The organism is Thermostichus sp. OS-CIW-26 (assembly GCF_054058395.1).
In genome coordinates, this window is record NZ_JBSSAG010000050.1 from 1 (window position 1) to 17,700 (window position 17,700).

The window sequence follows — 17,700 nt, forward strand, 5'->3', positions numbered from 1 at the left end:
CGGGCCTGTTTTGTTCTCTGGTAGGGCAGAGCAGGCTCAGGGCTACTGAAAGCCCGCTCCGTACCGCTTAGCGGTCGGAGTCGGGTAGTTTACGGAGCGTTGCCGAGAGTCGCCGATGGACTTTGAGAACGCCGGGATCCGGTCAAGTTTGCCTTTCGCAGGGCATCCTGCAGCATCCGCTCCACCAACTCGGTGAATGTCCACCCCAGAGCTGCCGCCGCATCGGGACAGAGGGAAGTGGGGGTCATGCCGGGCAGTGTATTCACCTCCAACACCCAAGGATTTTCCTCGGGATCCACCCGCAGATCCACCCGCGCCAAGCCTTCGCACCCCAACGCCTGGTAGGCCTTCAGACCTGCAGCCTCACAGCGGGCCAACCCTGCCGGGCTGAGGGAACAGGGGATCAAATGCCGCGAGCCACCGGGTGCGTACTTGGCTTCGTAGTCGTAGAAGTCGCCTTGGGCGGGGATGATCTCAATGGCCGGAAGAACTTGGCCGGACAAGATCGAGAGGGTGATCTCCTTTCCGGGAACATAGCGCTCCAGAAAAATCCGCGACGAGACTGAGCGGGCCAACTCCAGCCCCTGAGCAAATGACCTCTCATCCCGGACAATGCTGATGCCCACCGTCGAGCCGTTGTTGCTGGGCTTAATCACCAGTGGGGATCCCAACTCTGCCGCACAGTCGGCCCAAGCGAGGGGGTTTTGGTCATCCCAAACCCGCCAATCGGGGGTAGGGATCCCCGCGGCGCGAAAGATCTGCTTGGAGACCAGCTTATCCATGGCCAGAGCACTGGCCAGCGGCCCGGATCCCTGGTAGGGCAGGCCCAGCCAGTCCAGCATTCCCTGTACCACCCCATCCTCGCCACCAGGGCCATGCAAGGCAATCCAAACGAAGTCGCAGCCGGCTTGCCGTTCCTGCCAAAGGCGCAGAGGCAGATCCTCATCTGGGTCGATTACCTTGACCCGATGGCCCAGGTCCTCCAAAGCCCGTTTGCAGGCTTTACCCGTTACCCAAGAGACTTGACGTTCTGCCGAACGCCCCCCCGCCAAGACAACAATGTTCATGGCCTAACCCCAAAGCACTCCCCACCCTCAACAACCGGCACCAAGATACCAGCATACCTTCACCCTACCCTACGAAGGGGGCCGTCGGCGGCGCAAGAACTCGGGAATATCTAAGCCTCCAGACATCGGCGGCTCAGGCTCCGGAGGCTGTCGAGGCGGCAGCCCAGAGCCCGTGGGAGTGGGCTTAGGAACCCCCGACTTGTTGGAGGCAGAAACTTTGGTTGCAGCAGGGATGGTGGCTGGACGGGCTTTCTCTTGGAAACCGGTGGCGATGACCGTGATGCGCACTTCCCCCTGCATGCGCTCGTCTTGGACGGTGCCGAAGATGATGTTGGCCTCGGGATCCACTGCCTCGGCGATGATCTCGGCAGCCACCGTGACCTCATGCAAGGACAAATCCGGCCCACCGGTAATGTTGAAGAGGACACCTTTAGCCCCTTCGATGGAGGTTTCCAAAAGCGGCGAAGATACAGCGGTAATGGCGGCTTCGCGGGCGCGGGACTTGCCGGATCCCATGCCAATTCCCATCAAGGCAGAGCCGGCATCGGCCATCACGCTGCGCACATCGGCAAAATCCACATTGATCATGCCGGGAATGAGAATGATATCCGAGATGCCCTGCACCCCCTGCCGCAGCACATCATCAGCAACGCGAAAAGCCTCTTGGACAGGGGTTTGCTCGGAGATCACCGAAAGCAACTTGTCATTGGGAATTACAATCAGGGTATCAACTGCCTCCCGCAGCGCTTGGATCCCTTCCTCGGCCTGCTTGCTGCGGCGTTTGCCCTCAAAGGAAAAAGGCCGTGTCACCACTCCCACCGTCAGGGCACCACTGGCTTTGGCAATTTGGGCGATGACGGGTGCTCCACCCGTGCCCGTGCCTCCCCCCATGCCGGCGGCAATGAAGACCAGATCTGCCCCTTTGATGGCTGCCGATATTTCTTCGCTGGATTCCTCTGCAGCTTTCTGGCCAATGGCCGGGTTACCACCTGCACCCAAGCCTCGAGTCAGCTTCTGCCCAATTTGCAAGCGGTTCACTGCCGAGGACTGGGCAAGGGCCTGCGCATCGGTGTTGACGCTCCAAAACTCGACGCCCACAAGGTTGCTGGCCGCCATCCGACTGACCGCGTTGCCACCCCCACCCCCCACGCCTACTACCTTAATCTTTGCGTTTGCGGTCTTGCTCGGCATGAAGTCCTCTGGACAATCCGCCGCTCTGGTCTGAGATCCGTTCCTCTCATACTCGGCATGAGAGCCTTCTCCCCTGTGGCGCTCATTCCAATGGGAAGGCGCAGACTGGGGTGAACCCAACCCTTGCCCAGGATTGGGAGGATGGATGTCTGACCAATTGGATGGCATGTCAGCTCTCACAATAACTTAAATTCTGGCAAATATCGAATATGCTAGCTGATTTAATATAGAGCAACTCCCTCCAGATGCCAACGCTGCCGACGTTTGTGAATCTTCCCGCTGAATACGGCCCTCCTAAAGACGCCTGTCGGCAGAATCTCAGGTAGCCTTTCTTGCCTAGAGGCATTTCTCTCTGAACTTGTCTCGAAGCTTTTGTGTGTAAGAATAGGTGTTCTCGAATACTTAGACCCTTGCAGGGGAAGAAGGGTCCAAAGGGAGGTTTCGGTACAAGAATCTGGCCCTAGTCAAGGCCCAGTTAAGGCGAAGAGTCCCCTATCCAGCCAAAGGCTGATAGAGCGCCACTTTGTAGAACTGAGGCTTTGGCATCCTGTAGAGATTCAGGGATCCGGACTTGCATTCAGACCAGCTCTAGGTGGATCTCCGCTTTTAGCCGTTGGGGGAGGGAAATTTTGAATACATCTCCCTGATTCATTTCGTGGGCATCTTCCATGCTGGCCAGGGCTTCCACCACTTCTTCGGAGTTGGCGGTTAGCACCACAACGGGGCGCTCGCAGGCAATGGGGAAATCGTGCCACGTGCCGAGGTGCAGCAGCAGCCCATGCCCGGCAGGGAATCGCAGGGCTTGTACTTTGTCGAGATCGGGAGCTTCTTGGGGATGGTTGGGAGGAGCCATCACCATGATGAACGGCTCTTGCCCCAGGCCGACAAACAACTGGGTCATACGCATGTGGCGCTCCAGCCAGAGCACAGGTGGATATCCGGGCAGGATCTTAGCCGTACGGATAACGGCTCTGCCGGTGTATTGAAAGTCGATGTTCTGTCCTTCCAGGACACGCCCCTGATAAAAGGGGATCCCCAGGCCAGGATTGGTCACATCGTCCCCCAAAAGTTGGCCGAAGGGTTGCACATTTTCTGGGGTGGCATCTACAATCGGCACCCGGACAACGGTGGTGGCAGTTGCAGTCGTGCTCATGGTTTGCATCCTCGCTCTTGATTGGACTGGGGTCAATTGGATTGGAGTCAGGCTTTCTATCTTAATTAATTGTCATTAATTGTCTTATTGAGATTAATTGTCTTATTGAGAGCAATAGGTAAAGAAACGGTTTTCCCGGTAACGGTCTATACATCTTTGATTCTTATTTATTCTTAACTTTTAATTCTTAACTTTGTTCTTCTCGAGGGCTTTGCGGATTAAACCACCGCTCGATGATGTGGCAAATCTGCCGGGCGGCGGTGCCATCGCCAAAGGGGTTTTGGGCTTGGGCCATGCGGGCATAAGCTTGCGGGTCTGTGAGCAATTCTCGGGCTGCCTTCAGGATCCCTTCGGGATGGGTGCCCACCAAGCGGGCGGTGCCGGCGGCAATCGCTTCAGGACGTTCGGTGGTCTGCCGCAGCACCAGCACCGGTTTGCCCAGGGCAGGGGCCTCTTCTTGAATGCCGCCGGAGTCGCTGAGGATGAGGGTACAGCGCTGCATGGCGCTTACCCAGAGGGGATAGTCCAGAGGCTCAGTGAGAAAAGCCCGCTCATGGGATCCCAACAGGGCTTGCAGGGGATCCCGCACCAAGGGGTTGGGATGGAGGGGCAAGAGAAGGGCAGTATCGGGAAACTCGGCCAAAATCTGCAGCAGAGCCTTGCCGATGGCAGTTAAGGGATCCCCCCAATTTTCCCGCCGGTGCACGGTAACCAACAGGACACGGTAGCGCTGCCAGTCCAGGCCGGGAATGGGGCAGGGGATCCCTTGGGAGGCCACCTGCAGTAGGGCGTCGATGACGGTGTTGCCGGTGCAATGGATGGATCCCACCACGTGGCTTCGCTTCAGGTTGTCAACGGCTTGGGGGGTAGGGGCAAAGTGCAGGCTGGCCAACTGAGAGATCAGGCGGCGATTGGCCTCTTCGGGGAAAGGATTGTAGAGATCATCGGTGCGCAGTCCGGCTTCCACATGCCCAACCGGGATGCGGTGGTAGAAAGCTGCCAAGGCAGCCGCAAAGGCGGTGGTGGTATCTCCCTGCACCAAAACCAGTTGAGGATGTTGCTCTTGAAAGTAGAGTTCCAGGCCCCGCAAGGTGGCTTCGGTAATGTCTGTCAAGCTTTGGCGGGGGCGCATGATCGCCAGATCCCGATCCGCTTGCAGACCGAATAGCCGCATCACCTGATCCACCATTTCCCGGTGTTGTCCGGTCAAGATCAGCTCGGTGCGCAGATGGGGACTGGCACGCAGAGCTTGGATCACCGGGGCCAGCTTAATGGCTTCGGGCCGTGTGCCCAAGATCACGGCAACGAGGGGAAGAGAGGCCATAAGCTCAAGGACATCGGCACCTGTAGGAGATGGGAAGCGCAGCTCATTGAAGCAAGGCCACCAACAAACCACTAACAAAAACCACTAACAAAACAGAGGCGGCGAAGGGCGTGGGTTGCTCAAGGTCGCAAGCCACCGGGGTGTGGACTCTGCTGAGTCAGGCTGAGGGCAATGTCGAGACGAGAGGAACCACAAGGGGGCTATTGCTGCTCACCCCGATCTTACCCCTCCAGCTGCCCCACCAATTTTTCACCGGATGAGCTGGAGAAAAAGGGTTGACGGGATCCCACTCCTGCAACTAGCCTAAAGGGGGCTGAAGAGATCCTCTTCTGGCTGTCCGGGTTGTTTCGGTTAACCTTTTTGGAGGAAAACGTTCAACAGCATGGACGCTTCCGGTAGTTGTAGCGCCAGCCACCAGTGGATGGTCTTCGAGGAGCACGTTCTTGAAGATTGGGCTCTCACTGGTGTCTTCCTTTTCCCCGCTGACAGCTTCTGTCGTCGCTTGAGAGGATCCCGTTTCGCCAACGCGAAGGGGTGGGAGAGTTTTCCCGGCTAGCTTTTGACTTGGGTGGCTCTCTCAGTCGGCGACGAACAGATGAGCTGAGCAGAGCCTTACCTGAGCAATGGGTTTGTGCAGCCCTGTTCAGAAAAGGGGAGATCAGGAGTAATTCCGAGGGGATTCCCCTTGACTTTCCCGTTGCGGGTTTTGAGGTTTCCGCAGGCCTGGGGATCCCTTGGAGTCCCTCTTATCGGCTTGGGCGCTTGCGATCCAAGCTGGGCTTGGAGGCCTGGCGCTAGACCTACGGCTTGCTGCGCGGCCATCCAAGGGTTTCAGGGCTTCCCTGTGAGCCTCGGAGCACCGGTTGGCTGTTGACCTCCTGGTTCTCTTCATCCCGGCTGACCCCAACGTTCGGAGGTTTATCATGCGGCACAACGTTCTTCGCGATCTCCTAACCCCTGCTTCCTTGGAAGCCGCCAAGCGAGAGGCCAACCGCGCTCCCATTGCCGAGCTGGTGCAGCAGTTGATGGAGATTTCACCTCGGCAGCGGGTACTGGCTTTTCGCTTGCTGGAAAAAGACAGAGCCATTGCAGTGTTTGAGTATCTGCGGCCCGAAGAGCAGGCCGATCTCATTCGCAGCATGGAAAGCCCAGAAGTGATCCAGCTCATAGAAGCTCTGCCACCTGATGAGCGGGTACGTCTGTTTGAGGAGTTGCCGGCCAAAGTAACCAAGCGCCTCATTGCCAACCTCAGCCCAGAAGCTCGGGAAGCAGTGAATATCTTGCTGGGTTATCCAGAGCGCAGTGCCGGTCGGCTGATGAACCTGCGCTACTTGTCGGTACGGGATACCATCACCGTCGGGGCTGCTCTGGCCAGCGTGCGGGACTCTCAACTGGGAGACGATGAGCTGGATGTGATTTTTGTGGTGGACGATCAGCGGTTCTACAAAGGTTTGGTTCGCACCGTGCGCCTCGTGAAAGCAGATCCGGATTTGCCCATTCGGGAGCTGATTGAGGGATCGGATATTTTTGCTCGGGTTACCGACCGGGATCTCCAGGCAGCCCGTTTGCTCAAAGATTCCGGCTTGCCGGCCATTCCGGTGGTGGATACGGAAGGGCGCTTGGTGGGAGATATCACCTTTGAAGATGTCATCAACTTGGTGGAAGAAGAAGCCACCGACGCCGCTCTGGCCCAAGCAGGGGTGGGCAACTTGCTCAGCCGAGACAAGGTTTGGAGCGAGCGCCTGGTTAAAGGCTCCCGTTGGTATGCCGTCCGCCTGCGCATCACGTTTTTAATCATCACCTTGATTGGCGGCATGGTGGTGGGGGGAGTGATCCAAACCTTTGAGGAAGTGTTGGAGGCGGTGACGGCAGCGGCTATTTTCATCCCCTTGGTCATGGATATGGGCGGTAATGTCGGCACCCAATCTACGACCATCTTTGCCCGTGGCTTGGCTTGGGGCCACATCAACGTGCGGCAGTTTCTCCCCTATTTGCTGCGGGAAGCCAGCATCGGCGCCATTATTGGCGGGATCCTAGGAGTTGCGGCTGGGGTGATTGCCTACTTCTGGCAGGGGGCACCCAATGGGATCCCACAATTGGGTCTAGCGGTGGGCTTGGCTCTGGCCATTGTCCTCACTTTGGGGGCTATCTTGGGCGCCATTTTGCCCTGGGTGATGTTAAAGCTGGGCTTTGACCACGCTCCGGGAGCGGATCCTTTTATCACCACCATTAAAGACTTCACCGGCCTCTGGGTGTATTTCACCCTGGTGGCTTGGCTAGTCGGGGTTGAAGTGGAGCTCTAGGGCTGCGCCGGCGCTGGATCCAGGGGGCACCTCACCGGCAAAGCGCGTTCCAGGAACGAATAATCCAGCCCTTCTTGAGAAATCAGCCTTTCAGAGTCTCGCCACAAGGCCATCGCGACGGCGGCGCAGAGCACTTTTACGAGGTGTCCTTTGACCAACGAAGGGTTACAGCAAACATTTAGGAGGTGTGCCATGACCTTGAAAGTTCTATCTCCCTTGGCTGCTGCTCAATTTCGGTCACGGCTGCAGCAGTATGCCTATCGGGTGGGCATAACCTGTGCTTTAGAAACAGGTGGTAAGCTGGCCCCAGAATCCGCCTTTGCTCAACTGGAAGCCCTCTGGCAAACCTTGCAACAGGAAGCCACTGCCCTTGGGATCCCAGATGAGGATGGCTAAACTTTATCCTTTCACGAGAACCGGAGCATGACCTGGATTGACTTCACCTTGCGTTTGGCCGTTGCCTTTGTCCTGGGATCCGTGATCGGGCTGGAGCGACAGTGGCGGCAGCGTATGGCCGGCTTACGCACCAACACCTTGGTGGCCACGGGTGCAGCTTTGTTTGTCATGCTCTCGGTTCTCACCCCTGATGAAAGCAGCCCGACCCGTATTGCGGCCCAAGTGGTATCGGGGATTGGCTTTTTGGCCGGTGGCGTGATCCTCAAGGAAGGAGCCAGCGTCCGTGGCCTGAACACCGCCGCCACCATCTGGTGTGCAGCCGCGGTGGGAGCCTTTGCCGGATCGGGGTACATTCCCCAAGCTGCCATTGGGGCCGCAGCTGTGTTGATCTCCAACGTTGTGCTGCGTCCACTAGGCTACCGCATCAACCAGCAGCCTTTGAAAGGCACAGAACTGGAACTGGTCTATGAGTGTTCGTTCATCTGCAAAAGCCAAGCAGAGGCCCACATCCGCGCCTTGCTCTTGCAAGGCATAGCTCCCACCCATCTCAAACTGCGTGCCCTCTACAGCGAAGACCTGGAGGACAAGCCTGATCTGGTCAAAGTCGAAGCAGAGCTGGTCACCCAAACCCGCGATGACCAGGCCCTAGAACTTGTCGTCAGCCGCCTCAGCCTAGAGCCAGGCGTGATCACTGCCCGATGGCGGATCATCGAACAGGAATTTGGGTAAACTACCCGACTCCGACCGCTAAGCGGTACGGAGCGGGCTTTCAGTAGCCCTGAGCCTGCTCTGCCCTACCAGAGAACAAAACAGGCCCGAACCTCTAGGCTGGTTTACAGCAGCCCCCAAAAGCGCAATCACATTCGCACCATTCAAATCCGCATCCCCTTCCCATCCACAGTGCCCACACTTGAACGACTTGCCACTGCGGTAGGATTGCGCAGGATCGGGATGAATGTGCAAACACCGGTGGCAGGTCTGCGACGTGTAGGCAGGCGGAACAAGAATCAGAGCAACCCCCGCACGCAGAGCCTTGTACTCCAAAAATTGACGGAGTTGATAAAACGCCCAACTATTTGCCCGCCTACGCTCTGTCTTGCTGCGTGGCTGTTGATTGACCCTTTCCCGAATCCCTGTCAAGTCTTCCAGAGCAAGAGCGCTATTTGTCGCCTTTGCCCTAGAGACAATAGCTTTGGAGATGCGATGATTGACCCACGCCTGAAAGCGTCTTTCCTTGCCAGACAGCCGTTGCAACAGTTCTCTGCATCTGCGCCGCGAACTGCGGGTGCCCTTACTGGCTTTGCGTTGGAGTGCCGCCCTCAGCTTGGAGTAGTGGTCTCGGATTCGGTTCAACTGCTGTCCATTCCAGTTGTCCCCCTCTGACGTATGGGCGATATCCGTCCTGCCCAAGTCCACCCCGATCACCCTGTCCGTATCTTGTTGCTTGGGCGGGTTTTTCTCTACGCAAATCTGGATGGAGTAGGAGCCGTCCTTCCGCTGGACTAGGGTGGCAGATTTGGGGTTGGAACCAGCCAGCATCCCACGCTGGTAGTTGCCAATGGCTAGTTCAAAGCGCTCTCGCCCCTCCACCGTGGTCAGCGACACCGTCCAGTCTTTCTCGCGAAATGAGAAGATACGTGCATCGTAGGTAACGAACCTACGCTTGAACTCTTTAACCGGACGGTTGCGCTGTCTCGCCACTTTGCGAGCGCCCGCCACCCGTCTGCACACCTGTTGAGCCAAGTTACTGGACAGGCCGAACCGGGCTCGAATCTCGTAGTAGCAAAGGGATTGCAGTTTGACCGCGTTGACGATCTTCTCCGGCGTGTTCTGGTTGACCCAGTTCAATGCCTGCACAAAGACATCCATCGTCGCGTCCAATTTGGCGGCTTGTGACGGGAACGCCTTGAGCTTACAGGATATGGTCAGGACTTGGCTCATAAGTTCATTGTACTTCATCAAAGCGCATTCCTCCCGGCACTGACCCTACGGGTACAGTGCGGGGCTCCTGCGATTTCTAGCTGATCCCGGATCCCAGCAGCTCCCAACCGGTCAGCAACGCAAACACCAGAAATAAGCCGCCCCCCACCCAATGCACGGCGCGTTCAGAGATGTGAGCTGCTAAAAAACGACCTCCCACCACCGCCAGCCCCACCATCAGACCATGACCCAGGGTTGCCCCCGCCCAGACACTGAATCCCGGATGGGTGGCGGCTAGGGAAACGGTAGCAATCTGGGTTTTATCCCCGAACTCGGCTAGGGCGATCAAACTAAAGGCTTCCCAGACGATGGCCCTAACCCCCCCGCGGCCAACTCCTTTTGCTTCTGCCTGCATCACTTGTCTGAGGGCTTCCTCTTCTTCTGGTAATGCCTGTTGAGGTGGCATTCTGCACGCTTGCCAGAGCATTCTCAAGCCAAAAACGGCGAAAACCCCAGCCGATAGCACCCGCACGCCCAAGGGTGGCAGTAGCTTAAAAAGCACTTGCCCGGTTCCTACCGCTAGCAGGTTCATCATCGCTAAAGCCAGCCATGTCCCCAGAAAAACCCAGCGGCGTGGGTGGCGCATCGCCAAAATCAAGGGGGTAAAAAAGGTTTTGTCCCCAAATTCCGCTACCGTCACCAGCAGCAAACTCGATAAAAAACCGGCCCACATTTTCTAGCCTCCAACCTCTCTTGTGTGTGGAATCGGTTCACACCTAGAGGTGAAGGCTGGGAAAGTCAGACGGACTCACCAAGCTCACCTCTGCGTGAACTCAGCGAAAGTCTCGTCACCAAAGCAGCCTGCCGGGCTTGCTTTGTCTCTTGCACCGGGCTGTTTTTAGCCAGTATGTCGATGCAGAGGGCGGTAAGCCGCCTGACTACTCCCTTTCCGTCTGAATGGTAGCATGCTGAGCTCCCAGTGGGAGTCATTCATTCAAGCATTCAAGAAAAGCTCTCCAATGGGATCCCCCAAGACTTGCTGTGCCTTGGCCGATATCAGTGCCGCGCATCGCTTACCAGAGGATTGTGAAGGAGCGGCAGGCTATTATGATCACGGTTGAGGAGAAAATCAGGGGAAAACCACGTGGATGCAAAGTTAGTCTTGGTGGGGGTTGCTCTTGTCCTCTCTCTGGCAAGTTTCTACTTCGGCACCCGCAACGGCTTTTACGACACCGACAAGTATCACGGCAATGGCTCTGCTCATTAGAGCCGGGCGCTGGTGATTTTTTTATGGATCCCTTGCCCAGAAGGGCTTCCCTCCAGAATACAGGCAACGTCGGCGAGGGCTGGGTGCGGCAATATCTCTGTCAGCAGGGCTGGCAGATCCTGGCCCAGCGGTGGCGCTGCCCTTGGGGCGAGCTGGATCTGGTTGCCCACAAAGCTGATGTGCTGATTTTCGTAGAGGTGAAAACCCGTAGCCCCGGTAGCTGGGATCGAGGCGGGCTTTTGGCGGTTGGGATCCCCAAGCAGCGACGCTTGATCCGGGCTGCCCAGGCCTTCTTGAGCCAGCATCCCCACCTCTCCGAGTTGTCCTGCCGTTTTGATGTTGCGCTGATAGAACGTCGGGCCTCTGGGGAAGGGGTGAGCTATGCTTTGGTTGACTACCTGCCAGCGGCTTTTGAGATTTGTTGAAGCAAACTTATCTCACCTGTCAATGCCATCTGCACCAGTACAATTTTCATTTTGCTGCTATTGCCAAACGCTCAGTTTGTCTTTTTGGCTCTGACCAACGCTGCCATCATCCAACAATTTCGGCAACTGCCAAATAAGCTCCAAAGTGCGAGATGGCATCGATGCTTCTTGAAATGCTTAACCCAAAGATTTCCGGTTTTTAACTGATTTTTAACTGTCTCTTGAGTTGCATTTCCGTTGATCAGCATCGCTGTGCCGAGCCGATCTTAACAGCTCTACGATGCAGATCTCAGACAGGATAGGCAAGATTTGCATCGAGACTGTCAGTAGAAAGAATCTTTACAGACAAAATATTGTTTATCCTGAGAAGAGGGGTTTGTGTTTTTGAGGATTGGGCCTATGTATGCGGAGCAACCCAAGGGGGGATCCTCCAGCAGCTGGAAGCGCCGTCAGTTGAAGCTGGCCAACGTCGCTGCTGGGTTTGCCTCGGCAGTACAGCCGATCTTTGCCCAAACCATCATCACCGATAGCGAAGGATTGGAAGCCGGCCCCGTCACCATTCCCACCCCAGATGGCGAGATCCCTGGCTATCGTGCCAAGCCGACCGGCTCTGGCCCTTTTCCACTGGTTTTGGTGGTGCAAGAGATCTTTGGTGTACACGAGCACATTCAAGACATTTGTCGCCGCTTGGGGAAGTTGGGCTATGTGGCAGTGGCTCCCGAGCTGTTTTTCCGGCAGGGGGATGTTTCTCAGCTGCAGAGCCTTGAGGAGATTCGCGCCATCGTCTCCCAGGTGCCCGATGCTCAGGTGATGTCGGATTTGGATGCGGCGGTGGATTGGGCAATTGGCAACTCAGGTGCGGATCCAGAGCGGGTGGGCATTACTGGCTTTTGCTGGGGTGGTCGAATCACTTGGTTGTACGCGGCTCACCGACCCGGCTTGAAGGCGGGTGTTGCCTGGTACGGTCGTTTGGTGGGAGAGTCCACACTCTTAACCCCAAGGCATCCGCTGGATGTGGCAGCCAGCCTGAAGGCACCTGTGTTGGGTTTGTATGGTGGTGCAGATACCAGCATTCCCTTGGAAACGGTGGAGCACATGAAGTCAGCTCTGGAAGCTTGCGGAGATCCATCGCAGTTGATCATCTACCCGGATGCTCCCCACGCCTTTTTTGCCGATTATCGCCCCACCTATCGCCCAGAAGCGGCTGGTGACGCTTGGGAACGGTTGCAGGCTTGGTTTCGAGAACACGGCTTGGCCCAGGGATCCCGGTCTCAATGATGGGATCTCATCTGTTCCCGTCGGCAGGACGGAGTCTTTTTTTGACTGCGCCGAAGGCAGAGCTTGGGGCAAGCTGGTATATTCCTAGCCATCTCAGGGAAACAGCATGAAAGCGCATGAGTTCTGGGCTCGTACCGACAGCCAAGGTCAACTGATTTTGCCCATGCGGGCGCAGGAGCAATTGCCCAAAGATCGAGTTGTGCGGGTGCTGGTGTTGGTAGATGAGCAGGAGCTGGCTCCGGCGGATCCTTCACAGGAGCAGTTGCCTACTGCCTCGCCAGATGAGGAGCATCTTTGGTATGGAGCTCCCACCGTTCCCTACGATGGCATTTAGCGCATGGGATCTTGGCCGGACAGCCGCCAGCGGTTTAGGCGCGAGAGGGTATCTGCATCCAAGTAGGCATCAATGCCCCGCTTGCTCGATAGCCGTTTTGGTTGGACGCGCCGGATCTGCTGCTGGGCCTGCTGCACTTCATCCCACAGTTGTTCTGCCGAGACCCATTCGGCGTTGTAGCCGCCAATCACCAATTGCTGGACACGATCGGAGGTAGCCACCCTTACCCGACACCCATCCCTCTGCAACTGGGCACACAGCCGTTCAATACAACTGTCGGCGGTCTCGCCATAGGAGGTATACAGGATCTCGATACCCGAAGGGGAGCGCTCTTGCCGGGCTGGAGTGGGTTGGGCGTAGGCATCGTACACCACGGTCGCCTGGTAGCCCCGGAAGGCCACATAGTTGGCCAAAGATTCCACCAAGCGCAGACGGGCCAATTCCATCAGGGAGCGACGCGCTAACTGGCTCAGGGTGGGCCAAGCTCCGATGATGTTGTAGCCATCAACCAAGAGGAAGGTGGGAGAGGAGGCTTGCATGGATGGCGGTGGATCCCTTGTCCGGGATCACACTTCTTAATCTTAATCTTTATCTTATTTTTAATCTTAGTACCCAGCCTTAAAGGTTACCCCACTACTCCGAATGCTCCGATACTTTCCCGGTTGTGAGCAGATCACGGTCTGCGCTGAATCCAATAGGTGGTGAACAGTTCGCCACTGGCCTGTTTCTGAATTTTGCCCCCCAAGGCTGCGATGCGCCGCTCCCACTCCGTTAGGGGGGTGAAAATCGGTTCGGTGCCTTTGAATAGCTCGATGAGGCCCCATTGTTCCGCCCACACCGAGTCGGGATTGACCACTTCAATAATCACAGGTGCAGTCGGTCGCAACACTCGCATCAACTCTGCCCAAACCGCGTCGAAGTACTCAATCGGGTAGTAGTACAAAAATCCGGTGGCAATGGCCAGATCAAATTGCTCCGACTCGTAGTTTTCCAAATGGTGGGCGGATCCCTGTTGCATTGACTTGAACAGCTTGGAGTTAAGCTGGGGTGCCCGCGAGCGAATAAAGCGCACAATCTCACCGCTCAGCTCATGGCCGTAAAAGTAGGCTTGCCAATCGTTCCAGGGATAGGTCAGGAAGCTTACCCCACAGCCCAAATCCAAACAGGCTTCCCGTTTTTTGGGGGCACGCAGTTGCCAAAAGGGGATCCCGAGGCGTTCTTGCAGGTGATCCCGCTGCTGGGCTTGCCAAAAAGGCAGTTGCTCCAGGTCTGGGGGAAGTTGCCAACCTGGCCGACCCAGTTGAATTTCCAGCTCCCGATTAAAGCGAGCAGCTACGGCAGCAAGGTAGGGATCCCAGCGTTCCCCGGTTTGTGGTAGCTCCATCTGTTGATGGCTTTGTCGTGGATGGTTGTGGACTTAACTTGCACTTAACCTACACTACCAGGACTCTCGGCCCGTAGGCTCCCGGCTGCAGGGATCCATTCACCCAACTGTGGCTGCCGAGGATGGTGCCTGCCGGAATCTGAGCTTGGGATCCCAGCCGGGTGTGGGCGCCAATGTAGCAGGGGGCGTGCAGTTGAGCGCTGGGATGGATCTCAGCCGTTTTGTGCACCCATATCCCCGGCGCCTGTTGCTGCACATTTTCTAAGGGAAAATCCGTCATTCGGCCCAGGAGAATGTCCAGTTGGCCGTGGTAGTAGCTGGCCGGCGTGCCCAGATCCCGCCAGTAGCCTGCGTGGAGATAAGCTTGCAGCCGGTGCCCTTGCCTGAGCAAATCGGGGAAGACACGCCGCTCAAAGCTGAGGGGATCCCCACTGGGGTAGTCTTTAAAAATGGCCGGATCCAAGACATAGGTGCCGGCGTTGATCGTGTCGGTGGTGAGGGTGAGGGCTTCTGCAGGGGTGGGTTTTTCCCGAAAAGATTGGATCTGGCCCCCTTCCCCAACTTCCACCAGGCCATAGGCGGTGATATCTTCCACGCGGGCGAGGGTGAGGGTGGCCATGGCCTTGCTCTGCACATGACATTGCATCAACGCCTGCAAATCCAGATCCGTGAGGATGTCGGCATTGAAAACCACCAAGGGATCCCCGGTGAAATAGGGCTGAGCCAGCACCAAAGCTCCTGCCGTATCCAAAGGCGTCTCTTCGGGAATGTAGCGGAGCTTCACCCCCAAAGCAGCGCCATCTCCCAGAGCAGCCTCAATTTGTTGGCCCAGATAACCCACGCTGAGCAAAATATCCGTCAAGCCGGCTCGGCGGCAGCGCCCGATCAGCCACTCCAAAAAGGGCACATCCAAAAGGGGCAACAAAGGCTTGGGTTGCAAAAAGGTAAAGGGCCGTAAACGAGTTCCTTTCCCACCCGCCAAGATCACCGCTTGCATAACCACCCTCAACCCCGTTCTCTTCCAAAGATATTGACATCCTCTCCGCCCAATTGCTAAGGGGGATCCATTGGGTCGAGCCAAATGTTTTCTGCTACCCAGAACGTCGATTCTCCGTTGCCCACAGAGGGATACGGATTGCCCCCCCGGGCAACACAGCACGAGTCTTGATCGCAAGTCTCAGGGGATGCCTTTCTGGAGGAGATATTTCAATCTCAATTGGGATTCATAAGCTCAATCCTGAGACAGTTGATTTGCCTTTTTTAGAGCATGTTTGGAGAATTGCGACCCGCTCGCCCCAGTCGGGAATAGCCACCCAAAGCGGCAGTGTCAGGTGATACTACCTTGCAACGGGAATTGTGACAGCCTTGGATAGCTTGGATGGATTCCAATGGGTTTGCCCTTCACCTTCATCTGAGGTTTTGCCGATGTCTGTTTCTCGACGCCGATCCCTACAAGCCCTTTGCTTGACCCTGGCCGGATGCTGGGCTCTAGGCACACACCAGGGATCCCTGCTGGCCCAAAGCAGAGACCTGTTGGCTCAAATTCAAGAGCGCGGGGTACTCCGGGTTTCCACCGACTCCAATTACCGTCCTCAGAGCTACCGCAACCCTGACGGCACTTGGGAAGGATTTGATGTGGATGTGGCGCGCGAGATTGCCAGGCGCTTGGGGGTAGAGGCTGAGTTTCTGGATATCAACTTCGATGTCATCACCGCCGGATCTTGGAATGGCCGCTGGGATGTCAATGTCGGGTCGATGACCGTGACTGCCGAGCGCCAGAAAGCTCTGCTGTTTACCATTCCCTACTACTACACCCCCGCCAGCTTCGTGGTCCACCAAGCCTCGACCCTGACCGATATCGCCGCTTTGGAAGGAAAGCGAGTTGGGGTGGGCACCGCCACCACCTACCAAGCTTACCTGGAGGGCAACCTCACCCTGGAAGGAGAGACCATCCAAGTTCCAGCCCCGCGGGTGGACATTCGCATCTACGACACCGATAGCCTGGCTCTGCAGGACTTGGCACTGGGGGATGGCACCCGCTTGGATGCAGTCTTGACGGCTTTGCCGACGGTTGAAAATGCCATTCGGGAAGGGCTGCCCCTGAAAACTCTGGGGAGTCCAGTCTACTATGAAGCCTTGGCTGTGGCCTTGGATCGCTCCAGCCCTGCCCCTTCTGAGAGCTTACAAGCCAAAATCAACGAAATTTTAGAATCCATGCACGCCGACGGCACGCTGACGGCTCTCTCAAAGCGGTATTACGGCGTTGATCTGACGAAAAAAGCTGAGTGAGCAAAGACTCTATCCCACTGGAGCAGCCGATTTACCCACCGCCTCGGGTTCGAAAAGGGATCCCGTTCCCGGTGGCCCAGGGGTTGTGGTTGGTTTTGTGGCTGCTGTTGTTGGTGTTCACCTTCAGCGGGGTACAGTTGGAGTTGGCCGGGATCCCCATCCGTACCTTGCGTCTCAACGGCAACTTTGTGCGCGAGTGGTGGTGGTTTATCTCGCAAGGGGTGGGCACTACTTTTCAACTGTCCTTGGTCTCCATCCTCTGCGCTACCACGTTGGCCTTTTTGTCGGCACTGGCGGGCCTCTCCCAGATTGCCCCTCTGAGCAGCCTCTCCGCTCTCTATGTCTCGTTGATGCGAGGCACACCTCTATTTCTGCAGTTTTTGTTCATCTACCAGGCTTTGCCGCAACTGGGTCTGGTGTTCGGCTCGTTCACTTCGGCAGTGCTGGCCTTGAGCCTGAACTATGGCGCCTACATGAGCGAGATCTTCCGGGCCGGGATCCAAGCCATTCCCATTGGGCAGCGGGAAGCTGCCTATGCCCTGGGGCTTAAGCCCTGGCAAACCCTGTGGTGCATCATTTTGCCGCAAGCTTTCCGAATTGTCCTACCCGACATTGGCAATCAATTCATCGCCATGCAGAAAGACACTGCCCTGGCCAGTGCCATTGCTTTGCAGGAGTTGATGGGCCGGGCTCGACAGGCGGGTTTGCCGCGCCAACATTTTTTTGAGGCTTTGGTGGTGGCAGCGCTGTGGTACTGGCTGCTGACGTTAATCTTGTCATTTTTCCAGGGACGCTTGGAACGGTACCTGGCCCGCTAGAGGAGCCTGACTCTAATCCGGCCATTACTTTGGTGTCTGCTTGCATACGTTTGTGGTTGCCCACAAAGACCGGCTGTGCCGTTCGCGATAGCAGGGGGCTCCAAAAACAGCCAGAAAGCTGGGGGACATCATCCTGCACTGACCTGCCGCAGTGGGTGAAAGAGGATCCCTGCCACCTCAAGCGGAATGCCATTCAAGAGGCAGGGTTGGCCTTTCGAGAGAGCAAAGACCCGAAGTTTCGCAGCGTCAGAGATCAGAGCTTTGCGGGATACTGCCATTCTGTTTGGCAACGAGCAGGATGCAATCGCTGCAGCCCTGGGCAACAGTGTATGGCTTCGCCATGCAAGCCATAGCCATTCCAAACTGGATTGGGACACTCCCCAAGCGTTCCGCGCTGCTTCCGCGACCACTCCCAGGGGAAGAGGGAAGTTAGGAAGCGATGCAACTTAAAGCTGTTCGTCAGCTAGAAATTGCAGGAGCCCCGCACTGTACCCGTAGGGTCAGTGTCGGGAGGAATGCAGAAGTTATGATAGAACCATGACCCAAGTCCT

General features: G+C 56.7%; 18 protein-coding genes and 1 pseudogene. 10 read left to right on the plus strand and 9 right to left on the minus strand.

Annotated features, from left to right (window positions below; all coding sequences use genetic code 11):
• Nucleotides 1–89: 89 nt before the first annotated feature.
• The 4 genes from ACVW0C_RS13460 to wecB form a co-directional block, all read right to left on the minus strand.
• On the minus strand, nt 90–1,067 hold the full coding sequence (locus ACVW0C_RS13460; RefSeq protein ID WP_457385905.1) for a D-alanine--D-alanine ligase: 978 nt from the start codon (nt 1,065–1,067) through the stop codon (nt 90–92).
• A gap of 69 nt (nt 1,068–1,136) precedes the next feature.
• A complete protein-coding gene (gene ftsZ / locus ACVW0C_RS13465) occupies nt 1,137–2,258 on the minus strand; it encodes a cell division protein FtsZ (protein ID WP_414522843.1) in 1,122 nt (373 codons plus the stop codon).
• 577 nt (nt 2,259–2,835) lie between these two features.
• On the minus strand, nt 2,836–3,411 hold the full coding sequence (locus tag ACVW0C_RS13470; protein WP_457385907.1) for an ureidoglycolate lyase: 576 nt from the start codon (nt 3,409–3,411) through the stop codon (nt 2,836–2,838).
• Between the two features lie 187 nt (nt 3,412–3,598).
• Complete coding sequence (gene wecB / locus ACVW0C_RS13475) at nt 3,599–4,735, minus strand: non-hydrolyzing UDP-N-acetylglucosamine 2-epimerase (RefSeq protein ID WP_457385908.1); 1,137 nt, start codon at nt 4,733–4,735, stop codon at nt 3,599–3,601.
• Nucleotides 4,736–5,658: 923 nt separating this feature from the next.
• On the opposite strand from wecB, the gene mgtE reads away from it, so the two are divergent.
• From mgtE to ACVW0C_RS13490, 3 genes are all read left to right on the plus strand, one after another.
• The gene (mgtE, locus tag ACVW0C_RS13480; RefSeq protein WP_457385910.1) at nt 5,659–7,038 is read left to right on the plus strand and encodes a magnesium transporter; all 1,380 of its coding nucleotides are present in this window, start codon (nt 5,659–5,661) and stop codon (nt 7,036–7,038) included.
• A 192-nt stretch (nt 7,039–7,230) separates the two neighbouring features.
• Nucleotides 7,231–7,434, plus strand: a complete 204-nt coding sequence (locus ACVW0C_RS13485) for a DUF7219 family protein (protein WP_238376758.1) — start codon at nt 7,231–7,233, stop codon at nt 7,432–7,434.
• Nucleotides 7,435–7,461: 27 nt separating this feature from the next.
• Nucleotides 7,462–8,163 (plus strand): MgtC/SapB family protein, encoded by a 702-nt coding sequence (locus ACVW0C_RS13490; protein ID WP_457385912.1) that lies wholly within the window; start codon nt 7,462–7,464, stop codon nt 8,161–8,163.
• 18 nt (nt 8,164–8,181) lie between these two features.
• On the opposite strand, the gene ACVW0C_RS13495 is transcribed toward ACVW0C_RS13490, so the two are convergent.
• Both ACVW0C_RS13495 and ACVW0C_RS13500 read right to left on the minus strand, forming a co-directional pair.
• Nucleotides 8,182–9,375 (minus strand): RNA-guided endonuclease InsQ/TnpB family protein, encoded by a 1,194-nt coding sequence (locus ACVW0C_RS13495; RefSeq protein WP_457385923.1) that lies wholly within the window; start codon nt 9,373–9,375, stop codon nt 8,182–8,184.
• Between the two features lie 76 nt (nt 9,376–9,451).
• The gene (locus ACVW0C_RS13500; RefSeq protein ID WP_414375085.1) at nt 9,452–10,087 is read right to left on the minus strand and encodes a TMEM165/GDT1 family protein; all 636 of its coding nucleotides are present in this window, start codon (nt 10,085–10,087) and stop codon (nt 9,452–9,454) included.
• Between the two features lie 411 nt (nt 10,088–10,498).
• On the opposite strand from ACVW0C_RS13500, the gene ACVW0C_RS13505 reads away from it, so the two are divergent.
• From ACVW0C_RS13505 to ACVW0C_RS13520, 4 genes are all read left to right on the plus strand, one after another.
• Nucleotides 10,499–10,621, plus strand: coding sequence for a hypothetical protein (locus tag ACVW0C_RS13505; RefSeq protein ID WP_011429573.1), 123 nt, complete (start codon nt 10,499–10,501; stop codon nt 10,619–10,621).
• A gap of 23 nt (nt 10,622–10,644) precedes the next feature.
• Nucleotides 10,645–11,046: a YraN family protein gene (locus tag ACVW0C_RS13510; protein ID WP_414343270.1), complete on the plus strand. Its 402-nt coding sequence runs from the start codon at nt 10,645–10,647 to the stop codon at nt 11,044–11,046.
• Between the two features lie 399 nt (nt 11,047–11,445).
• Nucleotides 11,446–12,324 carry a dienelactone hydrolase family protein gene (locus ACVW0C_RS13515; RefSeq protein WP_457385914.1) on the plus strand — a complete coding sequence of 293 codons (879 nt, stop codon included), beginning with the start codon at nt 11,446–11,448 and terminating at the stop codon, nt 12,322–12,324.
• A gap of 106 nt (nt 12,325–12,430) precedes the next feature.
• Nucleotides 12,431–12,658: a hypothetical protein gene (locus ACVW0C_RS13520; RefSeq protein WP_457385916.1), complete on the plus strand. Its 228-nt coding sequence runs from the start codon at nt 12,431–12,433 to the stop codon at nt 12,656–12,658.
• On the opposite strand, the gene ACVW0C_RS13525 is transcribed toward ACVW0C_RS13520, so the two are convergent.
• From ACVW0C_RS13525 to ACVW0C_RS13535, 3 genes are all read right to left on the minus strand, one after another.
• A complete protein-coding gene (locus tag ACVW0C_RS13525; protein ID WP_011429576.1) occupies nt 12,655–13,197 on the minus strand; it encodes an NYN domain-containing protein in 543 nt (180 codons plus the stop codon). The two genes, ACVW0C_RS13520 and ACVW0C_RS13525, sit on opposite strands and share 4 nt — an antisense overlap.
• Nucleotides 13,198–13,331: 134 nt before the next feature.
• Nucleotides 13,332–14,042: a class I SAM-dependent methyltransferase gene (locus tag ACVW0C_RS13530; RefSeq protein ID WP_457385918.1), complete on the minus strand. Its 711-nt coding sequence runs from the start codon at nt 14,040–14,042 to the stop codon at nt 13,332–13,334.
• A gap of 49 nt (nt 14,043–14,091) precedes the next feature.
• Entirely contained in the window at nt 14,092–15,039 is a 948-nt protein-coding gene (locus ACVW0C_RS13535; protein WP_457385925.1) for a sugar phosphate nucleotidyltransferase, read from the minus strand.
• Between the two features lie 428 nt (nt 15,040–15,467).
• Between ACVW0C_RS13535 and ACVW0C_RS13540 the strand changes: the two genes are divergently transcribed.
• From ACVW0C_RS13540 to ACVW0C_RS13550, 3 genes and pseudogenes are all read left to right on the plus strand, one after another.
• Nucleotides 15,468–16,331, plus strand: a complete 864-nt coding sequence (locus ACVW0C_RS13540; RefSeq protein WP_457385920.1) for an ABC transporter substrate-binding protein — start codon at nt 15,468–15,470, stop codon at nt 16,329–16,331.
• Entirely contained in the window at nt 16,328–17,149 is an 822-nt protein-coding gene (locus ACVW0C_RS13545) for an amino acid ABC transporter permease (protein WP_457385921.1), read from the plus strand. The genes ACVW0C_RS13540 and ACVW0C_RS13545 overlap by 4 nt, the downstream gene beginning before the upstream one ends.
• A 94-nt stretch (nt 17,150–17,243) precedes the next feature.
• Nucleotides 17,244–17,409 (plus strand): annotated as a pseudogene (locus ACVW0C_RS13550) (RNA-guided endonuclease InsQ/TnpB family protein); the annotation flags it as partial.
• Nucleotides 17,410–17,700: the final 291 nt, after the last annotated feature.